Origin of the sequence: Kordiimonas marina (genome assembly GCF_023006325.1) — a bacterium.
Lineage (GTDB): Bacteria > Pseudomonadota > Alphaproteobacteria > Sphingomonadales > Kordiimonadaceae > Kordiimonas > Kordiimonas marina.
Window position 1 is genome coordinate 178,361 of record NZ_JAINDF010000003.1, and the last position, 22,561, is coordinate 200,921.

At 57.3% G+C, this 22,561-nt stretch carries 24 protein-coding genes; 8 read left to right on the top strand and 16 right to left on the bottom strand.

Features of this window, described 5'->3' with window-relative positions; translation table 11 throughout:
* Window positions 1–285: 285 nt before the first annotated feature.
* The 3 genes from K6118_RS07305 (at window position 286) to K6118_RS07315 (ending at window position 3,216) form a co-directional block, all read left to right on the top strand.
* Window positions 286–624, top strand: coding sequence for a P-II family nitrogen regulator (locus tag K6118_RS07305; RefSeq protein ID WP_247119581.1), 339 nt, complete (start codon window positions 286–288; stop codon window positions 622–624).
* An 11-nt stretch (window positions 625–635) separates the two neighbouring features.
* Complete coding sequence (locus K6118_RS07310) at window positions 636–1,967, top strand: ammonium transporter (RefSeq protein WP_247119582.1); 1,332 nt, start codon at window positions 636–638, stop codon at window positions 1,965–1,967.
* Window positions 1,968–2,133: 166 nt separating this feature from the next.
* Window positions 2,134–3,216 carry a ferritin-like domain-containing protein gene (locus K6118_RS07315; RefSeq protein ID WP_247119583.1) on the top strand — a complete coding sequence of 361 codons (1,083 nt, stop codon included), beginning with the start codon at window positions 2,134–2,136 and terminating at the stop codon, window positions 3,214–3,216.
* Between the two features lie 344 nt (window positions 3,217–3,560).
* Here the strand turns inward: K6118_RS07315 and glpK are convergent, their stop codons facing one another.
* Window positions 3,561–5,051: a glycerol kinase GlpK gene (gene glpK, locus K6118_RS07320; protein WP_247119584.1), complete on the bottom strand. Its 1,491-nt coding sequence runs from the start codon at window positions 5,049–5,051 to the stop codon at window positions 3,561–3,563.
* Between the two features lie 119 nt (window positions 5,052–5,170).
* On the opposite strand from glpK, the gene K6118_RS07325 reads away from it, so the two are divergent.
* Window positions 5,171–5,506: a TraR/DksA family transcriptional regulator gene (locus K6118_RS07325; RefSeq protein WP_247119585.1), complete on the top strand. Its 336-nt coding sequence runs from the start codon at window positions 5,171–5,173 to the stop codon at window positions 5,504–5,506.
* A gap of 6 nt (window positions 5,507–5,512) precedes the next feature.
* Here K6118_RS07325 and K6118_RS07330 read toward each other — a convergent pair whose 3' ends face one another.
* Both K6118_RS07330 and K6118_RS07335 read right to left on the bottom strand, forming a co-directional pair.
* Window positions 5,513–5,818: a chorismate mutase gene (locus K6118_RS07330; protein WP_247119586.1), complete on the bottom strand. Its 306-nt coding sequence runs from the start codon at window positions 5,816–5,818 to the stop codon at window positions 5,513–5,515.
* Window positions 5,819–5,898: 80 nt separating this feature from the next.
* On the bottom strand, window positions 5,899–6,750 hold the full coding sequence (locus tag K6118_RS07335) for a tetratricopeptide repeat protein (RefSeq protein ID WP_247119587.1): 852 nt from the start codon (window positions 6,748–6,750) through the stop codon (window positions 5,899–5,901).
* 192 nt (window positions 6,751–6,942) lie between these two features.
* On the opposite strand from K6118_RS07335, the gene K6118_RS07340 reads away from it, so the two are divergent.
* Window positions 6,943–7,125, top strand: coding sequence for a hypothetical protein (locus tag K6118_RS07340; protein WP_247119588.1), 183 nt, complete (start codon window positions 6,943–6,945; stop codon window positions 7,123–7,125).
* A 102-nt stretch (window positions 7,126–7,227) separates the two neighbouring features.
* On the opposite strand, the gene K6118_RS07345 is transcribed toward K6118_RS07340, so the two are convergent.
* The 11 genes from K6118_RS07345 to K6118_RS07395 all read right to left on the bottom strand — a co-directional run bounded on the left by K6118_RS07345 (window position 7,228) and on the right by K6118_RS07395 (window position 18,346).
* Window positions 7,228–8,079 carry a phytoene/squalene synthase family protein gene (locus K6118_RS07345; RefSeq protein WP_247119589.1) on the bottom strand — a complete coding sequence of 284 codons (852 nt, stop codon included), beginning with the start codon at window positions 8,077–8,079 and terminating at the stop codon, window positions 7,228–7,230.
* 156 nt (window positions 8,080–8,235) lie between these two features.
* Complete coding sequence (locus tag K6118_RS07350; protein WP_247119590.1) at window positions 8,236–8,844, bottom strand: superoxide dismutase; 609 nt, start codon at window positions 8,842–8,844, stop codon at window positions 8,236–8,238.
* Between the two features lie 139 nt (window positions 8,845–8,983).
* Complete coding sequence (locus K6118_RS07355) at window positions 8,984–9,583, bottom strand: gamma carbonic anhydrase family protein (protein ID WP_247119591.1); 600 nt, start codon at window positions 9,581–9,583, stop codon at window positions 8,984–8,986.
* A complete protein-coding gene (gene argC, locus K6118_RS07360) occupies window positions 9,580–10,707 on the bottom strand; it encodes an N-acetyl-gamma-glutamyl-phosphate reductase (RefSeq protein WP_247119592.1) in 1,128 nt (375 codons plus the stop codon). The genes K6118_RS07355 and argC overlap by 4 nt, the downstream gene beginning before the upstream one ends.
* A 128-nt stretch (window positions 10,708–10,835) precedes the next feature.
* Window positions 10,836–11,705 carry a flagellar motor stator protein MotA gene (gene motA / locus K6118_RS07365; protein WP_247119593.1) on the bottom strand — a complete coding sequence of 290 codons (870 nt, stop codon included), beginning with the start codon at window positions 11,703–11,705 and terminating at the stop codon, window positions 10,836–10,838.
* Window positions 11,706–11,836: 131 nt separating this feature from the next.
* On the bottom strand, window positions 11,837–12,448 hold the full coding sequence (locus K6118_RS07370) for a redoxin domain-containing protein (RefSeq protein WP_247119594.1): 612 nt from the start codon (window positions 12,446–12,448) through the stop codon (window positions 11,837–11,839).
* 25 nt (window positions 12,449–12,473) lie between these two features.
* On the bottom strand, window positions 12,474–14,576 hold the full coding sequence (locus tag K6118_RS07375) for a protein-disulfide reductase DsbD family protein (protein WP_247119595.1): 2,103 nt from the start codon (window positions 14,574–14,576) through the stop codon (window positions 12,474–12,476).
* Window positions 14,577–14,767: 191 nt separating this feature from the next.
* A complete protein-coding gene (locus K6118_RS07380; RefSeq protein WP_247119596.1) occupies window positions 14,768–16,168 on the bottom strand; it encodes a M28 family metallopeptidase in 1,401 nt (466 codons plus the stop codon).
* A 307-nt stretch (window positions 16,169–16,475) separates the two neighbouring features.
* A complete protein-coding gene (locus K6118_RS07385; RefSeq protein ID WP_247119597.1) occupies window positions 16,476–16,910 on the bottom strand; it encodes a DUF4399 domain-containing protein in 435 nt (144 codons plus the stop codon).
* Between the two features lie 86 nt (window positions 16,911–16,996).
* Window positions 16,997–17,368, bottom strand: a complete 372-nt coding sequence (locus K6118_RS07390) for a cupin domain-containing protein (protein WP_247119598.1) — start codon at window positions 17,366–17,368, stop codon at window positions 16,997–16,999.
* A 135-nt stretch (window positions 17,369–17,503) separates the two neighbouring features.
* Window positions 17,504–18,346 carry a sterol desaturase family protein gene (locus K6118_RS07395; RefSeq protein ID WP_247119599.1) on the bottom strand — a complete coding sequence of 281 codons (843 nt, stop codon included), beginning with the start codon at window positions 18,344–18,346 and terminating at the stop codon, window positions 17,504–17,506.
* 270 nt (window positions 18,347–18,616) lie between these two features.
* Here K6118_RS07395 and K6118_RS07400 point away from each other — a divergent pair, with 270 nt between their 5' ends.
* Together K6118_RS07400 and def are read left to right on the top strand one after the other, a co-directional pair.
* Entirely contained in the window at window positions 18,617–19,492 is an 876-nt protein-coding gene (locus K6118_RS07400; protein WP_247119600.1) for an aspartyl protease family protein, read from the top strand.
* Window positions 19,493–19,593: 101 nt separating this feature from the next.
* Window positions 19,594–20,181 carry a peptide deformylase gene (gene def, locus K6118_RS07405; RefSeq protein WP_247119601.1) on the top strand — a complete coding sequence of 196 codons (588 nt, stop codon included), beginning with the start codon at window positions 19,594–19,596 and terminating at the stop codon, window positions 20,179–20,181.
* 136 nt (window positions 20,182–20,317) lie between these two features.
* Here def and rpsI read toward each other — a convergent pair whose 3' ends face one another.
* Both rpsI and rplM read right to left on the bottom strand, forming a co-directional pair.
* Complete coding sequence (rpsI, locus tag K6118_RS07410) at window positions 20,318–20,797, bottom strand: 30S ribosomal protein S9 (RefSeq protein ID WP_247119602.1); 480 nt, start codon at window positions 20,795–20,797, stop codon at window positions 20,318–20,320.
* A 5-nt stretch (window positions 20,798–20,802) separates the two neighbouring features.
* Entirely contained in the window at window positions 20,803–21,261 is a 459-nt protein-coding gene (gene rplM / locus K6118_RS07415; RefSeq protein WP_247119603.1) for a 50S ribosomal protein L13, read from the bottom strand.
* Between the two features lie 285 nt (window positions 21,262–21,546).
* On the opposite strand from rplM, the gene K6118_RS07420 reads away from it, so the two are divergent.
* The gene (locus K6118_RS07420) at window positions 21,547–22,560 is read left to right on the top strand and encodes an NADP-dependent oxidoreductase (RefSeq protein WP_247119604.1); all 1,014 of its coding nucleotides are present in this window, start codon (window positions 21,547–21,549) and stop codon (window positions 22,558–22,560) included.
* Window position 22,561 lies beyond the last annotated feature (1 nt).

Below are 22,561 nucleotides of genomic sequence, written 5' to 3' on the forward strand. Positions count from 1 at the left end.
GCGATAGACTGCTTGGCCCCACAAGCCGCTAACTGCCGCGCCCAACAAGGCGCCTCAGGACACGTAACGCCTTAACCTGAGGCACTCCCGCAATAGCCCACCCTTTTCGGGACATAAATTTGAAATATTAATGCTCATTTTTTGTGCACACCGTAATTTTTGTGCACAAAAAACCATCTATTTTTAATGAATGCTTTCTCAAGTCATTGATATTTATGACTTTTGCAAACTGGCACGGAAGCTGCTGATAGGGAGGTGGAACCACAGCAACCACAGGGAGTCGTTATGAAATACATCATAGCCATCATCAAACCTCACCGGCTCGACCCGGTCAGGGATGCCCTTGCCCAGATTGGCATCAACGGCATGACGGTGACGGAAGTACAGGGGTACGGACGTCAGCGTGGCCAGAAGGAAATCTACCGCGGTGCGGAATATGAAGTCCATTTTCTGCCCAAAGTGAAACTCGAAGTCGCCACCGACGACGCGGTCGCCGAACAGGCTGTCGAGGCCATCCAACAAACCGCCCACACCGGCCAGATTGGCGACGGCAAGATTTTTGTCCTCGACCTCAGCCAGGTCGTGCGGATCCGCACGGGCGAAACCGACGCCTCGGCGCTTTAAGGAGTGAACCAATGATATCCAAACTCATGCCCAAGAAGCTATTGCTTGCCGCGGCCGGTGCCCTGTTGCTGTCCGTTCCCGCTTCCGCCGCGGTGAGTGGTGAAACCGCTTATATCTTCAACACGCTTTTGCTCCTGATGGGCGGCTTCCTCGTCATGTGGATGGCGGCAGGCTTCGCCATGCTTGAAGCCGGTCTCGTCCGCTCGAAGAACGTTGGCGAAATCTGCCTCAAGAACATCGCGCTTTATGCTGTTGCCTGTGTGGTCTATCTGCTCGTGGGCTACGAGCTGATGTACACCGGCGTCAACGGGGGCTATTTCGGCACCTTCGCCATGTTCTCCCCGAATGATGCAGCCGCTCTCGCCGAAAAAGGCGCCGACTATAGCGGCCACACCACCGGCTCGGACTTCTTCTTCCAGGTCGTGTTCGTGGCCACCGCCGCCTCGGTTGTCTCCGGCACGGTTGCCGAGCGCATCAAGCTGTTCCCCTTCATGATCTTCACGGTCATCCTCACCGGCCTCATCTACCCGATCCAGGGCTCGTGGGTCTGGGGTCAGGGCTGGCTCGCCGAGAAGGGCTTCTCCGACTTCGCAGGCTCGACCCTCGTTCATTCCTGTGGCGGTTGGGCTGCCCTCATGGGTGCCATCATCCTTGGCCCGCGTATCGGCAAGTTCGGCCCTGACGGCAAAGTGCGCCCGATGCCCGGCTCCAACATGACCCTCGCCACGCTCGGCACGTTCATCCTGTGGGTTGGGTGGTTCGGCTTCAACGGTTCCTCGCAGCTTGCCATGGCTTCCGCGTCCGACGCCGTTGCGATCTCCAACGTCTATGTTAACACCAACATGGCAGCCTGTGGCGGCCTGATCGCAGCCATGCTGCTGACCAAGGTGGTTTACGGCAAGGCTGACCTGTCGATGATCCTGAACGGCGCCCTCGCCGGCCTCGTGGCCATCACGGCGGGCCCTGCAACCCCGACCCCGCTTGTCGCCACCCTCATCGGGGCTGTCGGCGGTGTGCTCGTGGTCTTCTCCGTGCCGTTCGTTGACAAGCTGAAGATCGACGACACCGTTGGTGCCATCTCTGTTCACCTGGTCTGCGGTATCTGGGGCACCATGGCGGTTCCCTTCACGAACCCTGACACACACTTTGGCACGCAGGCTATCGGCGTGCTCGCTATTGGCGCTTTTGTGTCCCTCACAAGCGCCATTGCCTGGTTCGCTCTCAAGGCGACCGTAGGCATCCGCCTCTCGGCGGAAGACGAGGAGCTTGGTTCCGACCTTGCGGAAATGGGCATGGAGGCCTACCCCGAATTCGGTCGTGGGTCTCAGAAGCTTAGCTTCTAAGCCTATAAGGCTCTTCTACCCTGGAACTTGGCAGCCGCAGGCACTGCGGCTGCCTCTCTTTTTTTGGCAAGTGCTTGCACCTTATTGATAATCTTGTCACTTGCCAGCGGCACCTTCTTTACCTAGACTGGTACGTCCATTAAGCCTGCAACCTGGGAGGGGAAAGATGGCTCTGGATCCGCTTTACGCAAGAGCGCTTGAAGACAACCAGTGGGATGTGCCGCAAAACTATGACGCGCTCTTCAACTGGAACTACAGCGACGACCGCAAAGACCTTCTGAACCTCTACCGCAAGGGTAAGTCATCCCAGTGGGATGCGGAAAGCCGTATTGACTGGTCGCAGGAACTTGATCCCGATGACCCACTCGGCATCCCGATCGAACTGTTCCCGCTCTACGGCGCGGACTTTTTCATGAAAATGTCCAAGAAGGAACAGTCCGAAGCCCGGCGCCACCAGGCTGCCTGGTCCAACAGCCAGTTCCTGCATGGCGAACAGGGCGCGCTTCTCTGCGCTGCCAAGATCGTCCAGAACGTGCCGGACAGCGAAGCCAAATTCTATGCTTCCACCCAGGTGATCGATGAAGCCCGCCATGTGGAAAGCTACAAGATGCTCCTGGAGAAGATCGGCCTGGCCTACCCGATTACCGGGCCGCTGAAGTCCCTTCTCGACCAGGTCCTGCGTGACAAACGCTGGGACATGACCTACCTCGGCATGCAGGTGGTGATAGAAGGGCTCGCGCTCGCAGCCTTCGCCAATATCCGGGACAATGCCAAAAACCCGCTTGCGGCGGCCGTCAACGCCTATGTCATGCAGGATGAGGCCCGCCATGTTGCCTTTGGTCGCCTCACGCTCAGGGACTATTATCCAGAACTGACACAGGCCGAGCGCAATGAGCGCGAAGAATTCCTGATCGAAGCCTGCTACCTGATGCGCGACCGCTTCACAAGCACCGAGCTTTGGGAAACCCTCGATTACCCGGTCAAGGAATGTGAATATTACCTGGAGCACTCCGAAGGCATGAAGATGTTCCGGACCGGGCTCTTCAGCCGTATCGTCCCCGTGGTCAAGGACATCGGCCTGTGGGGTGACAAGATCCAGAAGGCATATGGTGATATGGGCATCCTTGGCTTCGCCAACATCGATATCGATGCCATGCAGGCCAATGACATGAAGGTTGCCGATGAGCATGATGCCCGCCGCGCCCATGTCGAAGAAGCGATTGAGGCAGGTAAAAACGCCGCGGAATAAGCCTGTTCCATACCCCAATATCAGAGAAAGGACGGTCATGGCCGTCCTTTTTTATTGGCGGGTATGTCTGGAAATAGATGACCCAGAGGGCGATGGGGGTAAGCCCTCTGGGTCAAACAGCGCCATCGCCGAGACGAACAGCTCTGGACGCCAGATCAGGGCATTGTAATCATATTTTGCCCAAATCTTAAGCAAATAATTCCTGTGATACCGTCAAGTTAAAGTGAACTGGTCTCACATTCTGCATACTCTTTATTTTCTGACTGTCTAGACAGGATCAACCCTATACTTTCAACAGTCATTGAATTTGAACAAAATACCGGCAACCTTTGGCTGCTATACAATCAGGCCAGGCACTGACGGAGCGCCGCCTGCCAGCCTTTCAGGAGCCCGGCCCTGTGCCCGGCTTCCATGGCCGGGTCATAATGGGCGTCCAACTGCCACTGGGCTGTCGCAGCTTCCAGGTCCGGCCACAAGCCGATGCCGACCCCGGCACAGAGCGCGGCGCCAAGCGCCGTGGTCTCCACCGACACCGGCCTTTCAACCGGCACATCGCAGATATCGGCCAGATACTGGACAAACCAGCCATTGGCCGCCATGCCGCCGTCGACCCGGACGATCTCAGCCGGTTGCGCCCCGTCAGCCTTCAGGGCCGCAAACAGATCCGCCGTCTGATAAACCACCGATTCAAGCCCTGCCCGCACAATATGGGCCGCCGATGTATCCCGGGTGAGCCCCGACAGCATCCCACGGGCATCCGCGCGCCAGTGCGGGGCGCCAAGCCCGGTGAAGGCGGGCACCATATAAACCCCGCCGGAATCGCTGAGCCCGGCAACCAGGGCCTCGCTGTCCGGTGCCGACTGGATCAGCCCCAACTGGTCCCGGAACCACTGCACCACCGTCCCGGCATTGAAGATACTGCCTTCCATGGCATAGGCCGTTTTGCCGCCTATCCTGTAAGCGACGGTCGATAACATCCGGTTCTGGCTATAGACCAGCTCTTCGCCGGTGTTCTGCAGCACGAAGCAGCCGGTGCCGTAAGTGCTTTTCACTTGGCCTGGCGCAATACAGGCCTGGCCCACTGCGGCGGATTGCTGGTCCCCGATCAGCCCCGTGATGGGGATACCCGCGCCCGGCAAACCTTCGTCAACCACACCAAACGCCCCGGCGTTATCGACGATTTCCGGCATCAGGGCCTTCGGAACCCGGGTCAGGTCCAGCAGTTCCTCCGACCAGGTGCAGGTCCGGATATCGCAAAGCATGGTGCGGGACGCATTGGTGGCGTCGGTGGCATGGCGTATGCCCCCTGTCAGCCGGTAGAGGAGATAACTTTCAACCGTCCCGAAGGCGAGGTCCCCCGCGGTCGCAAGCGCACGCAGGTCCGGGTTATTGTCCAGTATCCAGGCGATCTTGGTGGCACTGAAATAGGGGTCCAGCAGAAGTCCTGTCTGGCGGGTGATGCGGGCTGTTACGCCAGCTTCCTTGCGGAGGTCGTCACAGACGTCGGCCGTGCGCCTGTCCTGCCACACGATGGCCCGGTGGACGGGCTCCCCGGTCCGGCGGTCCCACAGGATGGTGGTTTCACGCTGGTTGGTGATGCCGAGCGCCATAGGAGTCATCCCGCGCGCCTCCATGGCACCGATCACCTCGGCCATCACCGCGAGCGAGGCATCCCATATCTCAGCGGCGTCATGCTCGACCCAGCCATTGGCCGGGTAATATTGCTTGAGTTCCCGCTGGGCGACCGCAAGCACCTTATGCTCGGCATTGAATGCCAGCGCGCGCGTACTTGTGGTTCCCTGGTCCAGGGCCAGGATATACCCGGTATCGGCCATGATGTGTCTCCCCTCTTTCCGCTTTTGTCCCGCGCCTAACAGCTGCTGTCAAGTGACGTCAGCAGGCTTGACGGCACGCCGCATTTACGTAACCAGTGGAAGGGGAAAGGAACCATCAAATGACCGATGCCGACATACGCGCCCGCCTGAATACCCTGAAGGCAGAGCTTGAGGCCATGGATCACTCCAGCGAGGAATCCCGTGGCACCGTGGAGCTGGATCAATCCCGTGTCGGTCGCCTTTCCCGCATGGATGCCCTGCAGGGCCAGGCCATGAACCAGGCGATTGCCGCCCGCAGGCGTCAGGCACTTCAGAAGGTGGAAGCCGCGCTTCAGCGGCTTGATGAAGGGGAGTATGGCTACTGTGTGCGCTGCGGTGAGGAGATCAGCCCCAAACGGCTGGACCTGGACCCGGCAGCCGCTCTCTGTACCGATTGCACATCAGGCAAAGGCTAAAGAGCCTCAGGCCTGCTTGGCTGTCTCGTTGACGCCGTCCCACACCGTGAATTCGTGGGCGATGCTCCACTCGATCAGATGACGGTAAATATCCTCGATATAGCCATCGTTGCCGCCTAGGCCCTCTGCAGTCGCCTTGGCCTTGCTGACCACATCCTCAATCCGCCATTCGTCCCGCACGGCCTCGCGGTCCTGTTTGATATGCCCGGCTTGGGCGATATAGCCCAGACGCTCCAGAAGCAGCGGCACGATCAACCGGTCCACCCGGTCGATTTCTTCCCGCACCTCGGTCATGTTCCGGCATGTCTTCACGGCGCCGCCCTTTCCTGACTGATCAACTGTAACGATTACCCGCGCGTTCCTTAGCGCCCCTGGCACCCGGGTTCAAGCGGTCAATTTGCCCCATCGGGCGACAGCCGTTTCAGCACATCCTTGGGCACACGGTCGAACATCACAGCCTCCGCCTGCTGGGCAGGCTCCAGCTTCGGCAACAGCGCATAATAAAGCCTGAGGCTCGCCGCTTGATCCGGGTCCATGATGGTCTTCGCAATGGTCATCGCCGCGTCATACTGGCCGGAAAGCGCATAGACGACAGCAAGCGATTCCTGCGCCGACGTTTGTGTTGCTGCGCTATCGAGGTCAACCTGCAGCATTGCCACCGCCGTGGTATAATCCTTCGCCAGCGCAAACGACAGCGCCATATGACGGGTGACCGCCATATTGCCAGGCGCCTTCTTGAGCGCGCGATCGAAATAGCTGCGGGCGTCCGTGGGGTTGCCGTTTACCTGAGCCAGGCGGCCTGCCAGGTCCAACAGTTCAGGGCTGGCTTTATCGGTACCGACCAGGGGGCCCAGGCTTTCCGTGGCCAGTTTATAGTCGCCTGCGCGGACATAAGCCTCGACCAGTTCATGCCGGACTGTCTGATTGTCCGGATATTCGCCCACCATCGCGGTCAATCGCTTGATGCTTTCGTCATGCTCGCCAAGTTTGCCGAGGGTGCGGGCAAGCGCGACCCTTGCCTCCAGAAGCTTGGGATCTGCCGCCAGGGCCTGGCCATAAAGCTTGTAGGCGCCCGAAAGATCGCCTGCGCGCTCAAACCCCTCGCCCACATGCACGAGACCGAGAGGATTGTGGGCCGCAAGTTCATTGCGCGCCCGGACAGAAACAGGCCCATCCCCCTCCGTTGCGTGCTTCGCAGGCCCGCTTGCGCAGGCACTGAGCACGAGGCCGAGCGTTAAAGGCATGATTCGGATAGCTAAAATTTTAAACAATATTCACCCCCGGTTTCGGCCCCTGAAATCAGCAAAACCGCCCGAAAACGGCGATTTCAGGCCCAAAATGCGTGAAATCCTTTGGCCGGTCAGCCATATCGAGTATAGTTGTAAGTGCTGAGAGGGCGTGTGTCATGGGTTATCACACGTCGCTGGAGTGATAAAATGGATATTCAAGGATCAAGCGCTACGCTTGCGCAAACCGTGAACGCCACTGGGCGGAGCGGTTCTGTTGAATCCGCGGCAACCGAACGTAAGGAAGTCGAAGATTCGCAGATCGAGCGCAAGGAAGCCGAACCGTCGGCAACCAACCGTGGTGTTGGTGAGCGCGTAGACATCCGGGCGTAAGTATCGTCTGCATCTGAAAGTGGTGCCTGCCAATATTTTTGGCGGGCTTTTTCTGCATCCAGATTTTTCCGATGATCTTTAAGGCTGCCTGTTCGCAGGCGTCTATACCCGCCCCAGAAAGGCGACTCCGGCGAGCGCCAAAAGCCGCTTCAGGTCACTCGGCTCCTGCCCGGCCAGCTCGAACGGGTTCATCCCAGCCTTTTCCAGGCCCCTGAGGTAAAGACGGCTGAGGCCATTCAGGGCCAGCGCCGACCGGCCTGCTCTTCCTGCCTTTTTGCCTTCTGCCCGGCTTTCCTCAAGCCCCCCCTGCACAAATGCGGTCATCCGCTCGATCGTCGGTTTGAGGGCGGGGAAAAGCTTTTCTGCCTCGGTGAAGCTCGCGATATCGACATCGGCTTCCTGCGGCACATAACTGCGCCCAGCCTGCCAGTGATACGGCAGCGCCCGCACAAGCCCCAGCATCGCGAAAGCTCGTCCTGACGCTCGTGCTGCCTTGCGGATCGTGTCATCCCCAGCCACCAGAACAGCCGCCGCTTCCTGAAGCGCGCCCCCTGCTCCGTCGGCATAGGCCTCCAGCGCCGCAAAATCGGCAGTGCCGCCGTCATACATATCCTGCCCACGGGCTTCGATGACGGCATGAAGCATCGGCAAGGCGACCTGAAGGTTTTTCACCTCGGCCAGCGCCTCGACAACCGGATGCGCCCGGACTGTTCCTTCAGCCAGACCTTCCAACGCTTCCCGCCACCACTGCAGCCGGATTTCACCGAGCATGGGTTCGGACACGCTCTCCCGCGTTTTGGCGACTTCCTGATTGAAGGCATAAAGCGCGAACAGGTCGCCCTGATGATCGGCAGGCGCAAACAGGGTGGCATAGTAGCGATCGGGGTCATCCCGGCGCACCATCTCCTGGCAATAAAGCTTTTTGTCGGTCTCTGTATCTGTCTTTGGGGTCATGGCGGGCAAAATGACGGCGAACTGTTGCCGATGCAACAGAAATCGGTACGGGAATGAGGCCTTTCGGCAGCAACTGTCGCAGGTGCAACAGGTAAAATAGAAAGGGCCGGAAACCCGGCCCTTTGGTGTCTCGCCTTATAGACCAGACTACGCAGTTTATGCAGTAGCAGCCGCGAAATTCTGAGCCGCAAAGTCCCAGTTTACCAGCGACGACAGGAAGGTCGCGATATAGTCCGGGCGGCGGTTCTGATAATCGAGATAGTAAGCGTGTTCCCACACATCCATGGTCAGGAGCGGGGTTTTACCAGCCGTCAGCGGGCATTCCGCGTTGGCGGTTTTCACCACTTCCAACTTGCCGTCGGCATTCAGGACAAGCCAAGCCCAGCCGGAACCGAACTGCGTGGCACCCGCGGTTTTGAAGGCTTCAGCGAACGCATCGAAGCTGCCGAAATCGGCGTCGATCTTGTCGGCGAGCGCACCAGAGGGCTTACCGCCACCGTTCGGGCTCATCGAATGCCAATAGAAGGTGTGGTTCCAAACCTGCGCGGCGTTGTTGAAAACACCGGCTTTCGCGGCATCACCGGCGGTCGCCTTCATGATGTCCTCAAGCGATTTGCCAGCGAAATCAGTGCCTTCGATCAGCTTGTTCAGGTTGGTGACATAAGCATTGTGGTGCTTGCCATGGTGGAAGCTGAGCGTGTTTGCGGAAATATGGGGTTCAAGCGCCGTATCGGCATACGGCAATGCTGGCAATTCAAAGCTCATGGGAGACTCCCTTATTTGTTCGTGTCTGACAGAAAAGTCGGATAGATAATCCCGGCGCGTGTGTCCGGTTACATTACCTATTTGGTCCTATTAGCTATAGAAACAACCCTTGGATTGCAATGATTTGATCATGCTTTCCTTACGGATAAGGCCGGTCGAGCGTACGACCCTCGGCATCAGCCTTATGCTGGAGTGCAAGCTGGTGGTAATGTTCAGCCATGCTGCGGTTCTTTTCAAGCTCCGCGTCCGTCAGCATCCGGACAAATTTAGCCGGACGGCCCGCCCAAAGCTCACAGGAACCAACGGTTTTCTCCGGCGTAAGCATGGCGCCCGCCGCCAGCATTCCATCTTCCTCTATGGTGCAATTGTCCATGACAACAGCCCCCATACCGACGAAAGCCCGGTCCTTGAGCGTACAGCCATGCAGCATAGCCATATGCGCGATCAGACAATCCCGACCAATGGTGGTTGGAAAGGTCCGTGTACTGACATGGATAACCGTGCCGTCCTGGATATTGCTGCGCTCACCGACGCGAATCGAATTCACGTCGCCCCTGAGGACGCAGTTATGCCAGATGCTGACATGCTCCCCGAGCGTGACATCCCCAACAACCTGCGCACCATGAAAGATGAAGGCGCTTTCGGGAACGGTTGGCCATTGGCCCTTGAAGGGGCTCAAGCGACCGCCGAGTGCGGTATCCCGGCAGATGGGCCGTTGGGTGTCGTCCTGCTTGCTCACGGGAACATTGGTGCCTGCGAAAGACCCGCCGTTTCATCAAGGCCGAACATGAGGTTCATGTTCTGGATCGCCTGTCCCGACGAGCCTTTCACAAGGTTATCGATCGCAGAAACGATGATCGCACGGCCAGAAATCCGGTCCGGGAAGACGTTGAGCACACAGTTGTTCGATCCGCGGACCATCCGGGTCGCCGGTGCGACACCTTCTGACAGCAGATGCACAAACGGCTCATCTTCGTAGGCGTCTGTAAGCGCCGCACGGAGATCATCAACCGACGCCCCGTCAGCCAATTTCACATAGATGGTTTCAAGTTCGCCCCGGTTCATCGGAACCAGATGCGGCGTGAAGCTGATGGAAAGGTCTTCCCCCGCAGCCACGCCCAGTTCCTGCTCGATTTCCGGCATATGCCGGTGATGGCTGATGCCATAAGGATTCATGGCCTCAGCAACTTCCGCGAACAGGTTGCTTTCCTTGAGCGAGCGCCCTGCCCCGGAAACCCCCGACTTGGCATCGATGATGATATCTTCCGTGCCGATCAGCCCAGCCTTCAGGAGCGGCACAAGGGCAAGCAAAGCCGCCGTCGGATAACAGCCGGGGCACGCTACGAGCGACGCCTTCTTGACCTGCTCCCGATAAACTTCGGTCAAACCATACACAGCTTTCGACTGCAACTCCGGCGCCTGGTGATAGCGGCCATACCATTCGGCGTAGGTATCGACATTCCGGAGCCGGAAATCAGCCGAGAGGTCCACAACCTTCACTTCACCCTTGATGCTGTCCGCAAGGTCGCCTTCAGTTTCGACAATCATCTCATCCAAAAGGCTGTGCTTGGTGGCATGCAGAAGGCCCTTGATGACTTCCTGGCTCGTCGCGTGCGGTAGCGCACAGAAGACGACATCCAGCTCAACCGCCGGCCATTCGACTTCATCAAGGCTGATCAGGTCCGGCAGCGCATAACCCAGGAAATGCGGGAAGACTTCGGAAAGCGGCATCCCGGCCTTTCGCTCCGCGGTCATCAGCGCGATTTCGACGTTCGGGTGCGAAATCAGCAAGCGCACGAGGTCAGCCCCCGTATAACCGCTTGCACCTAGAATACCGGCACGAATTTTCTTGGGCTCAGACATGAGACGCTCCGCTTGGCTAATGGAAACACGCTGCCATTCTGACGAAGGCCGCGCGACAAGTCATTGATTATATGCAAAACAGCCGGAGAAATCCGGCTGCCTTGTGATGTTGATTAGGTTGAAACCGATCAAAGATCAGGCGGCAGCTCGGCGATTGCCTCTTCAAGCTCGATAAAGCCGGGCATCAGAGGCGTCGGGACATTTCGTCGGCCGATCTCCACCGAAATCTGCGGCGGGTTCCCCTGCAGATGCGACACCAGGATGAGCTTGATCAGGTTCATGAACTGACCATCCTGTTCCAGAATCTGGTTCAGGCGACCGGCAATCGGCGCCACCAGCAGGTAGGACAGGAAGATACCAAGGAAAGTACCGACAAGGGCGCTACCGACCATGGCGCCCAGAACCTCAACCGGCTCCGCGATTGCGGCCATGGTTTTCACGATCCCCAGAACGGCCGCGACAATACCGACAGCCGGAAGGCCGTCCGCCATGGTCTGCAGCGAATGCTGGGGTTCATGTTCCTCACGGTGGTGCTTCTCGAGGTCTATGGTCATCGCGTCTTCCATTTGCATGGGATCTTCGAAGTTCATAGTCATCATGCGCACATAATCGCAGATGAAGTCGACCACATGATGGTCCGATACGATACGCGGAAACTGCTGGAAAATCTTTGATTCTTCAGGGTTTTCGACATGCGGTTCGATCGCGACCACACCCTTGGAGCGGATGGTCTTGGTCACCAGATACATCAGGCACAGAAGGTCGCGGTAATCTTCGGCCTGCCATTTCGGACCCTTGATCACCATCATGATGCCCTTGAAGGTGCCTTTGATGACCCCTGTCGAGTTGGCGATGATATAGGCGCCAACGGCACCACCGAAAATCGTCATCAATTCGTGCGGAATCGCGTGAAGGATGATTTCGAAATTGCCCCCCGAAATCGCGAAGGAGCCAAAAACCATCACCAAAACGACGATCAGACCGATGAATAGAAACATGGGCGCGCGCCTGCCTGAAAAAAATTATAGATTGTCCCGCATCTTACAGGTCGTTCAGTCTCAATCAATAGGTTTAACAGACGATTAATGCGAACAGCCCCGCCTGCCGCAGAAATCAGCGGATCGAGCGGTCACTGTCGACCATACTTCACTGAACATCCGTAAGGTTTTGTCGAGGTGGGGTTTACAGGCTGACCTGCTTTAACCGCCGTCCATGCCTTCATCACATAGTTGGTGGCACCATTGAGCGAGGCCTGACGGGTCGAAGGCCGGTCATCTATCGCCCCCATGTAGCGGAGCGTTCCATCCGTATCGATAATGAACATATGAGGCGTGGTGCTGGCACCATATGCCCTGCCGATCACGCCGTCGGGGTCCAGAATGATGTGGTCGGCATAGCTGCCCTCACGAGCGGCAACATCATCTGCTTCTTCCGGTGTCAGAAAGCCTTGCTTGCCGGGCGCGGATGAAATTACTGAAAGCCAGACAGCCCCGTCTTCCGTTAGCGCCCTCTGCAAACGCTGCATGTTCCCGCTGGAATAATGCTTCCTGACATAAGGGCAGTCCTTGTTGGTCCACTCCAGGACCACGCGTTTACCGCGGAAGTCAGACAAGGAAATTTTCTGGCCCTTGCTGTCGGTTCCTGTAAAGGCTGGCGCAGCTTTTCCTGGCACGGGCTCAGCGGCTGCAGCGACAGACCAACCTGCACACAAAAACAGGAAACAGATTTTGAAAAAACGCACGGTACCCCTCCTTTCGGACAAAGGGTCAACGCCCATCAAGCGTGTCCTTTAAGATGCCATAGGTCAGCATCTGCGGCAAGACGGTCGCCTCCGCCTTCCCGGGAGCGAAGTAAAGATAAAGCGGCACACCAGCGCGACCGTAGCGGGCCAGCACATGGGCGATTTCGGCATTCCGGTTGGTCCAGTCGCCTTCCATCACGGTAACGCCTTTGTCCTTGAAAAGCGTGCGGGTGTCCTCGCGGTCCAAGGCCAGACTTTCATTGACCTTGCAGGTGATGCACCAGTCCGCAGTAAAATAAACAAACACCGGCTTGCCATCGGTCAGCAGTTGATTGAGCGCAGCATCCGAATAGGCGACGTCCCCAGCTTCGGTTTTTGCGGCCTGATGATCTTGGGGGGTCGGCACGCGGACGATGGCAACAAGTGCAGCAACACCACAGACAAGCGCAATCGCGCGCAGGACTCTCCCCTGGCCTTGCTGCCACAGCCAGACAGCGAACACCGACACGATAATCGCCGACACCAGCATCAGCGTGCCCGCACTGCCGGTCTGCTGATCGAAAATGTAGAGAAGCCAGGCCGCGGTCAGCAGCATCGGGAAGGCCAAACCTTCCTTGAGCTTTTCCATCCACGCGCCGGGCTTTGGCATCATGGCGGCAACGCGCGTGCTATAGGACAAGATGAGAAAAGGAAGCGCCAGCCCGAGGGCAAGCAGCGTGAAGATGGTGAAGACCACCAGAAGCGGCTGGGTGAGCGCGAAGCCGATAGCAGGCGCCATCAGCGGCGCAGTACACGGTGTCGCGACCAAAGTTGCCAGTACGCCTTTGAAGAACGCGCCCTGCATTCCCTCCTTGGCGGCGAAACTGCCCCCTGCCCCTTCAACACCCAGACGAATATGGATTAACCCGCCGAGTGAAAGGGCCACAAGCACCATCAGCAGCGTCATAAGGCCGACAAAGATCGGGGACTGAAGCTGGAAGCCCCATCCGATCGCAGTGCCCCCCGCACGCAGGGCCATAAGCGCGCTCACGATAACCATGAAGCTGGCCCAGATGCCGCCCGTATAAGCCCATCCTTCGGCCCTCCGGTGTGCCAAACTCCTATTGTTGGCCGAGATGAAGGCGAAAGCCTTCAAAGAGAGAACCGGGAAAACGCACGGCATCAAATTGAGGATCAAGCCGCCTAAAAAGGCAAACAGGGCCGCCTGCCATATCGGCAAACCAGCATGAGCTTGCGGCAGGAGCGTATCCAGTGAAGAAGGCGCGCCCTTCGCCTGGGATGCGACATCAGCCGCGATATCCAGCTTGGGTGTCATCTCATAGTGGGCGGAGGTACCATCGTCATAATAGAGTGCCAAGACGCCAGACGCAGACTTCGGCGCGGGAGCCCCCGGCTTGCGCGGGAAATGAAGGGTTAGCCCCTCCTGCGTGAAGGCAAAGCTTTGGTCAGCAGGATAGTCCAGCACACCTTCGAAGGCTGGGAAAAACCGGACCGATTTGACGTCTGGGATATCCGTCTTCGCCATAAAGACCGTCAGGTCAGAGCTTGCCTTCCCAACCTTGAGGCTGGCATCCCAGAAAGACGGCTCCGGCAAAGCCTGCCTTGCCGCCGCGAAAAGGCTTTTATTGTCGGGGTCGAGCTTTGCCGCCCCCTTCTGAAGGGTGACATCAAGTTCTGCCAATTGCGGAACACAAATATCCGCACAGGTCAGCCATTCGGCGGACAGATGCAGGGGTAGAGTATCGGCAATGGAACTGTCCGCTTCCAGGCGAACCAGCAGCGTGGAAGGCCCTTCATAGCCATAGGTCATCAACGGGCCGAAGCGGATCGCATGCGGGGCACCGAACAGGGGAGCCGAAGCCTTCACCCCCGCAGGCAGCTTCCAGGTCAAGATAGGGGCCGCGCCGCTATCCCCAGGATTTTGCCAATAGGTGTGCCAGCCTTTTTCGGGGGTGATATGAACACCAAGCCAGACACTGCCGCCAGGAGCAACCGATACGGTTTCACCGTAAAGGGCGAGCTTGCTGTGGCTGTCGTCTGCGGTCGCCATAGGGGTAGCCGAAGCCGCCTGTGCGCCGCCAAGGAGCCACAGGGCTGCCAGCAAAACCAGTGATGTCCGTCTTTTCATACCCCAACCCGATGATTGCGTTGATTTAGCAGTCCTATAACACGCTTAACGGCAGCGGGCCTTCACATATGCGTCAAAAGAACGCGATAGCCAGCTTCGTGTACGGCTTTAGGATCCCTCACAGATCATAAAAAAACTGCCGCGACACTGGGCCGCGGCAGTCAATTTTCAGCCCAGGCTGAAAGCCAGACTTATTTTTTGGCTTCAGGCATATGGTCGAAAGCCCCCATCGGGCCCGGGAAGACCACCGGCGTTTCAAGGCCGTCGTTGGCAACCGCGGCAACCCCGAAGAAATAATTGTCGATCACAACATTCTTGAGGGTGAGCGAACGGGCATCCTTGCCGACCCAACGGCTCCAGTGCCACTGCGGGTCGGTGGTCAGGCGCCAATAGACGCGGAAGCCACGCAGGTTCGCCGTTTCCTTCTGGTCCGGACGCATATCCCACTTGATGGTGGTGTCAGGCGATACGGCCCCTTCGATGGTCACATTGACGGGCGCAGGCGGCGCGCCGGCGATAGACGCCAGTGTCACCACGTTGAGCGAGGTCAGCTTGGCGGCATAATCAAAGTTCACACCGTCGATAGTGTCACCATAATGGATACCGTTCTCAACCCGCACGTTCTGGTGCTGGCGATTATAGTTTTCATTGGTCTCCATAACCCGCACGCCTGGATAACCGGCTTCGTTAAACGGGCGGTGGTGACCACCCCGGCGGAACCGGTCGAGCCGGTAGACCATCATGACCTTCAGGTTCGGGACATACTGGTCACCGAGCTTGGCAATGAGCCGCGCGAGGTTTCGGCTCGGGCTATCGACCTCACCGCCCCAGAAACGGCGCTGATTGGCCTCTTTCGGAGTTTCGACAATGCGCGTGCCCTCAGAGAAGACCCGGGCGGTCGAGTTATCGATCACGCCATTGATGCCGGAGATGTTGCCAATCATGTCGTTATTCAGCATCCCCATGATGCGCCAGCCATGCTTCTTGGCATAAGCCGCGACAATCTTACCGCCATAAAGGCCCTGCTCTTCGCCCGACAGGCCAAGGTAAACAATGGAACCCGGGAATTTGGTTTTACAGAGAACCCGTGCGGCTTCCATGGTGCCGGCCATGCCGGAGGCGTTATCATTGGCGCCCGGCGCGTCATTCTTGCCGTCAAGCGGGTCCGAGTTACGGCTATCCAGATCACCCGACATGATGACCATGCGGTCGGGATCCAGAATACCGCGCTGGATCGCAACAACGCTGGTGACCTTGGTAGGGGTCGGAATGCGCGGACCGGTTACCGTGTCGGAGACGGTGAAGACCTCAAGCGGGGCCGCACAGCTTTTGCTGATCTCTTTGAATTGGGATTCGACCCAGCGCGTCGCAGCGCCAATGCCGCGGGTGTCGGACTTGGTATCCGACAGCGTGTGACGCGTCCCAAAACCAACGAGCTTGCGCACATCCGCCTCAATCCGTTTGGCTGATACGTCGGCAACATATTGATGCAGGCGCGGGACTTCCGTCGGTGCAGGTTCATCCGAAACTGCGGATGCGGCGGTCGTTCCAACCAGGCACAAGGCCGCAACCATCGAAATTTTATCAAACATCACTTTTTTCCCTCATGGACGCGCGCCTCGTCGGTTTTGTTGGCCTCCCGGCACGCGATTAAGCTTTCCTCTTCGACGCCCGAAGATACTGACGGAATTTGTCTCGGCCTTGCCCCAACAGGCCCCTGAAACAATGACCGTCCCCGGTGTCCCCCTTACCGGTAATGACTAGACGATAACATGGATGAAACCGTCTGGATGACCAGCCACAAATGCGTGATCATCAATGTGAGCGCACTGTGCAGCCTTCATCTTAATAAAGCTTTACTGACATATCCCTGACAGGGCGGACCCGGGCCGCCTGCCGTTATTTGACCATGATCATGATCTTTTTGGAATAGACCGCCGGGTCATGAGGGATATGGTTTTGGTCCCCAAGAAGCAGCTGAAGCGTATGCTTACCAGGGGCGAGGTCCAGCGTCACCTGCGTCTGGCCGCCACCGAAATGACGATGGTGCTCATCCGCCGGGATCGGCCGGTCGAGAGGCGGCAAGTCGGTATCGATCAGCAGGTGATGATGGCCCGTGCCAGCCTTGGCGACCCCCGCAGGCGCGACGCCCATGCCCTTGAGCCCAAACACAATGGTGACAGGGCTCGTAACCGTGTCACCATCTTTGGGGCTGATGATATATTCTTCCGCCCCAGGTTTTGAAGGTGTTCTCGCACTCGCTGGCCCCGAGAAGGCAACAAGGCTAAAGCCCGCGATAGCTAGCGCTGCGATCAGTTTCAGTGCGTGTTTCATGACAAGCTCCCGTCCTGTGAAATCCTCCACCACTTGGCCGAGCATTCCACACGGGGTATAGACTGTCAAATCGGCCAAGAACCGCCTTACGCGCCGACGACAGAGATCACATAGAGCTTCTTGCTGGGCTCGATCGTCTCCCAGGTGCCGGAGAAACCTTCCGAAATGACGAACCTGTCCCCTGCCTTGAAACGGCTGACGTTACCCTCATCATCGGCAAGTTCCACCAAGCCTTCCAGCAGATGGCAGAACTCTTCCTCACCGGCGTAATTCACCCGCCACTTTCCCGGCGCGGATGACCAGAATCCGGTAAAAAAGCTGCCTTTTTTGTCTTCATAGACATTCTCGGTGAGTTGAACTGGCTGTCCTGAGATCAGCTTATCATCGGCCGGGAGGCTTTCTTCCCGTTCCGGCTTCACACCAGCAAAATCCAAAACCCCATTTGCACCAACGTTCACAGCCTGTCTCCCCTCAAATGAATTGGCCTGAAAGCCTGCCCCTCGCAGGCGCGCCTAACCTGCCAAAAGGGGAGAGAGCTTGGCAATGACATTCGCATGATAGTGCAGAGAATTATCTAACCGACCGGACAAGAATTACTCGGCGGGGACACCGGAGCGGCCTCTATCCCGCCAGACAGCCCCCTGAAGCGCGCGCACCCATACCCGGAAAGGATAAAGGGTCTGCCCCCACCATGTGCCCGGATATGCAGGATCTGATACACCCAAGGCCCCTGCCTCGTGTTTTGGTGAGTAAAAGGTGCCGAAAATCACATCATAGAGCGCAAAGACAGATGCGAAATTGCGGTCAAAAGCCACTGCATCTGAGGAATGGTGCCAACGGTGCAAATGGGGACTTACCAACACATACCTGAGCGGGCCAAACCGCCAGCCAACGTTGGCGTGAATGAAATAGCCGTAGAAATGTCGTATCCAGTTGCTGGCGACCACGGACCATACAGGGAAGCCTAACGGCACGAACACCAAAGCACTCAAACCCACAGCGATAAAACGGTTCAGCGGATGAAAACGGATCAGGGTCAGCCAGTTTGCAGCCCGGTCACTGTGGTGGGCAGCATGAACGGGCCACAGCCAGGAGATATGCATCACCCTGTGTACCCAGTAAGCAATCAGATCGGACACCGCGACCGCCAGAATAAGCACGGCCCATGTCGGCAAGCTGGCGATTTCATCTGCAGCCAGCCCTTTCAGCCCATGCCCAGCCATAAAACTATCAATACCGCCACTCATTGAGGTCAACACCGGCACAAGCAGGATCAAGTCTGAGAAATAGTAGATCAGGTTGACGCGCCACTCTGCAAGGCTGTTCCGCCAGGAGGTACGCAGGCTGGTCATGCCGCGCGCAAGCAAACTGAGCTCCGTGAAAAGCGCTGCCAAGACTATAAGTTCCTGAATACCGTCTGCCAGACGTTCAAGCACTGCCCCACCTCATCCGGTTGCCACACGCCCAATGTTAGCGACCAGCCGTTAAAAGACTGACAGCAAATAGATAAAACTTTCAGGTTCCCGTCTTGAGTGATTTTTTCGACAAAGCGCTTCATTTTTGCGATGAATCGGGTCGCCGTGTCCTTGTGCTGTTGCCACCTTCCCCCGAATATGAAGATACCCCGGAACCATATCGGGGCCTTAAAAAGACAGAGAGGAAAAGATATGAGGCACCCCAAATGCCGCCACATCGTCTTGAGTACGATGATCATGGCCCTGGCAGGGACTTCGGCCCACGCTAGCACCGTCACAGCCCCTTTAGCTCCAGCAGCGCCACTCACCCGGGCACCGCAAGGGCATTTTGTAACGCCCGCAATTGTCAATGGCACACATAACGGTAAGTTCGTTGTCGATACCGGTGCCGGCGGGTGCGCGCTCTATAGCGGCTTTGTCCAGGCAAGTGGCATAAAGGCCAGAGGATCAACCCAATTGACCGGACAAACCGGCAGCAGTGCCGTCAAGCTTGCCAAAATCAACAGCCTGAAAGTGGCTGGTGTCAAAACAGGGCCGCTCGAATGTGTCATCCTGCCACCACGCCGGGATAAGGCGGGTTATGCGGGCATTGTCGGGCTCGATTCCATGGGCGCCTATGTGGTCAAATTCGACATGCCCCATCACCAACTCAGCTTTTATCCAGCCTGGACCAATGCCCGTTCGCTTGTCCACGCAAACGGACATGAGGTGGATGCTTCAATTCTGCCCGAAAGCGGACTTCTGAGCCTGCCCGTGTGGCTTAATGGCAAAAAGGCGATTGCCGTCCTCGATTCCGGCGCCCGCCGTAGCATCATCAACCCGCAGCTTGCCAAAATAGCTGGGGTCGACCTGGATATACTGAAGCCAGCCAAACCAATTTACGGTGCTACTATCAGGAAAACAGATATCAAGATCGGAACGCTTGGAACTCTGTCAGTTGCCGGCGACCGGGCCGATGCCTTTGTCGGAGGGGCAGCCAACCTCCCCGTTTTCAAGGCCTTCGGTGTAGCAGACCAACCCGCGATGATACTCGGCCTGGATTATCTCAGCAGCCATACCATGGTGGTCGACTTCCCGAACCATAGGATTTACCTGTCACGACCCTAAGCGAGTAAGCCATCCATACCCACGCCTCTGCCGCAAAAACGTGACAGAGGCTGTCGGGCGCTCTATAGAAGCGACAGATCAACGACTTTCAGGATACTGCCATGGCTGTGTTGCCACTCGTATATGCCCCGAACCCAATCTTCCGTCAGAAAGCGGTGCCCGTTGAGACAGTGGATGATGATATTCGCCAACTGGTCGACGATATGCTGGAGACCATGTATGCCGAACGCGGGGTCGGCATTGGCGCCAATATGGTTGGCATTCTCAAGCGCATCATCGTTCTGGACCTACAACAGGACGGTAACCGCAACCCGCTTGTGTGTATCAACCCGAAAATCATCTGGTATTCGGAAGATAAGAGCCAGATGGAAGAGGCTTCGCTCTCCTTCCCCGGCATTTCAGCAGTGGTCAGCCGCCCGCGTGCCATTCATATAAGCTACCTGGACCGGGACGGTGTTGAGCATGAACTGGAAGCCGAAGGAGATCTCGCAACCGTCATCCAGCATGAAATGGATTATCTCGACGGCCGTACCTATCTCGACCATCTGTCAAAACTGAAGCGCGACCAGCTGCTCAAGAAGATGGTAAAGGTTCAAAAATTCGGCCATGTGCATGGCCCCGGCTGCGGCCATGACCATCACCATGGACACGATCATGTCCATGGTCCGCACTGCGACCACGATCATTAGGAAAAGATAGGAACGTCCCTATACTGCAGGGACTTCGTTACAAACAAAAAGGCCGCCCCGATGGGGCGGCCTTTCGTACTCTGTACAGAATTGTGCGATACTCGAAACGAAACTCTGAACAGAAAACTCTTGAAGCTTAACGCTTGGAAAACTGGAAGGAACGACGGGCTTTTGCCTTGCCGTACTTCTTACGTTCAACAACGCGGCTATCGCGGGTCAGGAAGCCAGCAGCCTTCAGCGCACCGCGCAGTTCCGGCTCAGCCAGTTGCAGCGCTTGCGAGATGCCGTGCTTGACAGCACCAGCCTGACCGGAGAGGCCGCCGCCCTTAACAGTGGCGACAACGTCATACTGGTCTACGCGGCCAGCAACCTGGAACGGCTGGTTCACGATCAGACGCAGGGTGGGACGGGCAAAGTAGGTTTCCTGGTCACGGCTGTTGACCGTGATTTTACCGGTGCCAGGCTTAATCCATACGCGGGCTACAGCGTCTTTACGCTTGCCGGTAGCATAGGAACGGCCCTGGGCATCAACAACCGGCTTGCGCTCTTCGCTTACCACCTCAGCAGCAACGTCAGCTGCGCCGGTGATTTCTTTCAGGTCCTGAAGATCGGCCATGTTGATTACCTCTTGTTCTTCACATTCATGCCAGCAACATCAAGAACGACAGGTTCCTGTGCGGCATGGGGATGTTCGTTACCAGCGTATACACGCAGGTTGCGCATTTGCTGACGGCCAAGCGGGCCTTTCGGGATCATGCGCTCAACGGCTTTCTCAACCACACGCTCAGGGAAACGGCCGGTCAGGATTTCGCCTGCGGTTGCTTCCTTGATACCACCCGGGTGGCCGGTGTGACGGTAGTAAACCTTGTCCTGCATCTTTTTGCCGGTCAGCTTTACTTTTTCCGCGTTGATAACGATCACGTTGTCACCGCAATCCATGTGCGGGGTGTACGTGGGCTTGTGCTTGCCACGGAGAACGACGGCGATTGCCTGAGCGAGACGGCCAAGGACAACGCCTTCGGCGTCAACGACCAGCCACTTCTTTTCGATCTCCGAAGGTTTTGCGCTATATGTTTTCATAGCTATCTGCCTCGGTTACCGGATGATCCGGTGTTACTTATCAAACAAGAACCTGACACCATGCCAATTCAGGCGCAGGTCCCAAAATCCGTAATAGGCGCGGAATATAGGCATAAAACGCGGAGTGTCAACGGCTATTTTCACCCCACATTTCTAAATAATCTAACAAAAACAATGCATTATAAAATAGGTATTTAAGTACCCCATTGTTTTTGAGGCTTTTCTTGTCGCATCAGCCCCCTGCCCCATATCATCGGGTAGATGAAACCAAGATTGGGACACCCCATGACAAACAAACAGATTCTCCTGAAAAGCCGCCCGTCAGGCTGGCCGACAGCCGACAATTTCACCTTAGCCGACGCTGCCATGCCGAAACCTGGGCCCGGTGAAATGCTCCTGCAGACGCTCTATCTGTCCGTCGATCCTTACATGCGGGGTCGGATGAATGACGTCAAAAGCTATGTGCCACCGTTCCAGATCGGCGAACCGCTCCAGGGCGGTATAGTCGCCAAAGTGGTCTCGTCGAATGGCGGCAGCTTCCCGCAAGGCGCCTATGTCACCGGTATGGGCCTGTGGGCCAACTATATGACGACGGACGGTAAGGGATTCCAGCCTGTCGACCCAACACTTGCCCCGCTTTCCTACTATCTCGGCATTCTCGGAATGCCGGGGATGACTGCTTATGTCGGCCTCAAAGGCGTCGCGGACCTGAAGGAAGGCGACAACCTGTTCGTTTCCGCAGCCTCCGGCGCTGTCGGCCAGGTTGTCGGCCAGATTGGCAAGAATATGGGCTGCCATGTCGCGGGCAGCGCGGGTGACGATGCCAAAGTCGCCTACCTTAAGGATGAGCTCGGGTTTGACGCCGCCTTCAACTATAAAACTTCGGACAATCTGTTCCGGGCCGTGAAGGAAGCCAACCCGAATGGCATCGACGTCTATTTCGAGAATGTCGGTGGCCCGATCCTGGAAGCCGTGATCGCCTCTTTGAACTTTAACAGCCGGGTGGCCCTATGCGGTATGATTGCCAATTATAACGCCACCCTGGATGACATGCCGCCGGGCCCGCGCAATTTGGCGCTTCTGGTTGGCCGCAGTGTCAAGATGCAGGGCTTTATCGTCTCCAACTATCCGGACCTCTGTAAGGAATGGATCGGCGTTGGCGCCGGTTGGATCAAAGAAGGCAAGCTCAAGTACCGCGAAAGCGTCGCGGACGGCATTGAAAACGCGCCGCAAGCCTTCATCGACATGATGTCCGGCAAGAATTTCGGCAAACAGGTGGTCAAGCTCGCCGATGACTAAG

Bases quoted from the DNA above. Each gene is read 5' to 3' on its own strand.
- K6118_RS07305 (WP_247119581.1), top strand. From the start codon at position 286: ATGAAATACATCATAGCCATCATCAAACCTCACCGGCTCGACCCGGTC.
- K6118_RS07310 (WP_247119582.1), top strand. From the start codon at position 636: ATGATATCCAAACTCATGCCCAAGAAGCTATTGCTTGCCGCGGCCGGT.
- K6118_RS07315 (WP_247119583.1), top strand. From the start codon at position 2,134: ATGGCTCTGGATCCGCTTTACGCAAGAGCGCTTGAAGACAACCAGTGG.
- glpK (WP_247119584.1), bottom strand. From the start codon at position 5,051: ATGGCCGATACCGGGTATATCCTGGCCCTGGACCAGGGAACCACAAGT.
- K6118_RS07325 (WP_247119585.1), top strand. From the start codon at position 5,171: ATGACCGATGCCGACATACGCGCCCGCCTGAATACCCTGAAGGCAGAG.
- K6118_RS07335 (WP_247119587.1), bottom strand. From the start codon at position 6,750: ATGCCTTTAACGCTCGGCCTCGTGCTCAGTGCCTGCGCAAGCGGGCCT.
- K6118_RS07340 (WP_247119588.1), top strand. From the start codon at position 6,943: ATGGATATTCAAGGATCAAGCGCTACGCTTGCGCAAACCGTGAACGCC.
- K6118_RS07345 (WP_247119589.1), bottom strand. From the start codon at position 8,079: ATGACCCCAAAGACAGATACAGAGACCGACAAAAAGCTTTATTGCCAG.
- K6118_RS07350 (WP_247119590.1), bottom strand. From the start codon at position 8,844: ATGAGCTTTGAATTGCCAGCATTGCCGTATGCCGATACGGCGCTTGAA.
- argC (WP_247119592.1), bottom strand. From the start codon at position 10,707: ATGTCTGAGCCCAAGAAAATTCGTGCCGGTATTCTAGGTGCAAGCGGT.
- motA (WP_247119593.1), bottom strand. From the start codon at position 11,705: ATGTTTCTATTCATCGGTCTGATCGTCGTTTTGGTGATGGTTTTTGGC.
- K6118_RS07375 (WP_247119595.1), bottom strand. From the start codon at position 14,576: ATGAAAAGACGGACATCACTGGTTTTGCTGGCAGCCCTGTGGCTCCTT.
- K6118_RS07380 (WP_247119596.1), bottom strand. From the start codon at position 16,168: ATGTTTGATAAAATTTCGATGGTTGCGGCCTTGTGCCTGGTTGGAACG.
- K6118_RS07385 (WP_247119597.1), bottom strand. From the start codon at position 16,910: ATGAAACACGCACTGAAACTGATCGCAGCGCTAGCTATCGCGGGCTTT.
- K6118_RS07400 (WP_247119600.1), top strand. From the start codon at position 18,617: ATGATCATGGCCCTGGCAGGGACTTCGGCCCACGCTAGCACCGTCACA.
- def (WP_247119601.1), top strand. From the start codon at position 19,594: ATGGCTGTGTTGCCACTCGTATATGCCCCGAACCCAATCTTCCGTCAG.
- rpsI (WP_247119602.1), bottom strand. From the start codon at position 20,797: ATGGCCGATCTTCAGGACCTGAAAGAAATCACCGGCGCAGCTGACGTT.
- rplM (WP_247119603.1), bottom strand. From the start codon at position 21,261: ATGAAAACATATAGCGCAAAACCTTCGGAGATCGAAAAGAAGTGGCTG.
- K6118_RS07420 (WP_247119604.1), top strand. From the start codon at position 21,547: ATGACAAACAAACAGATTCTCCTGAAAAGCCGCCCGTCAGGCTGGCCG.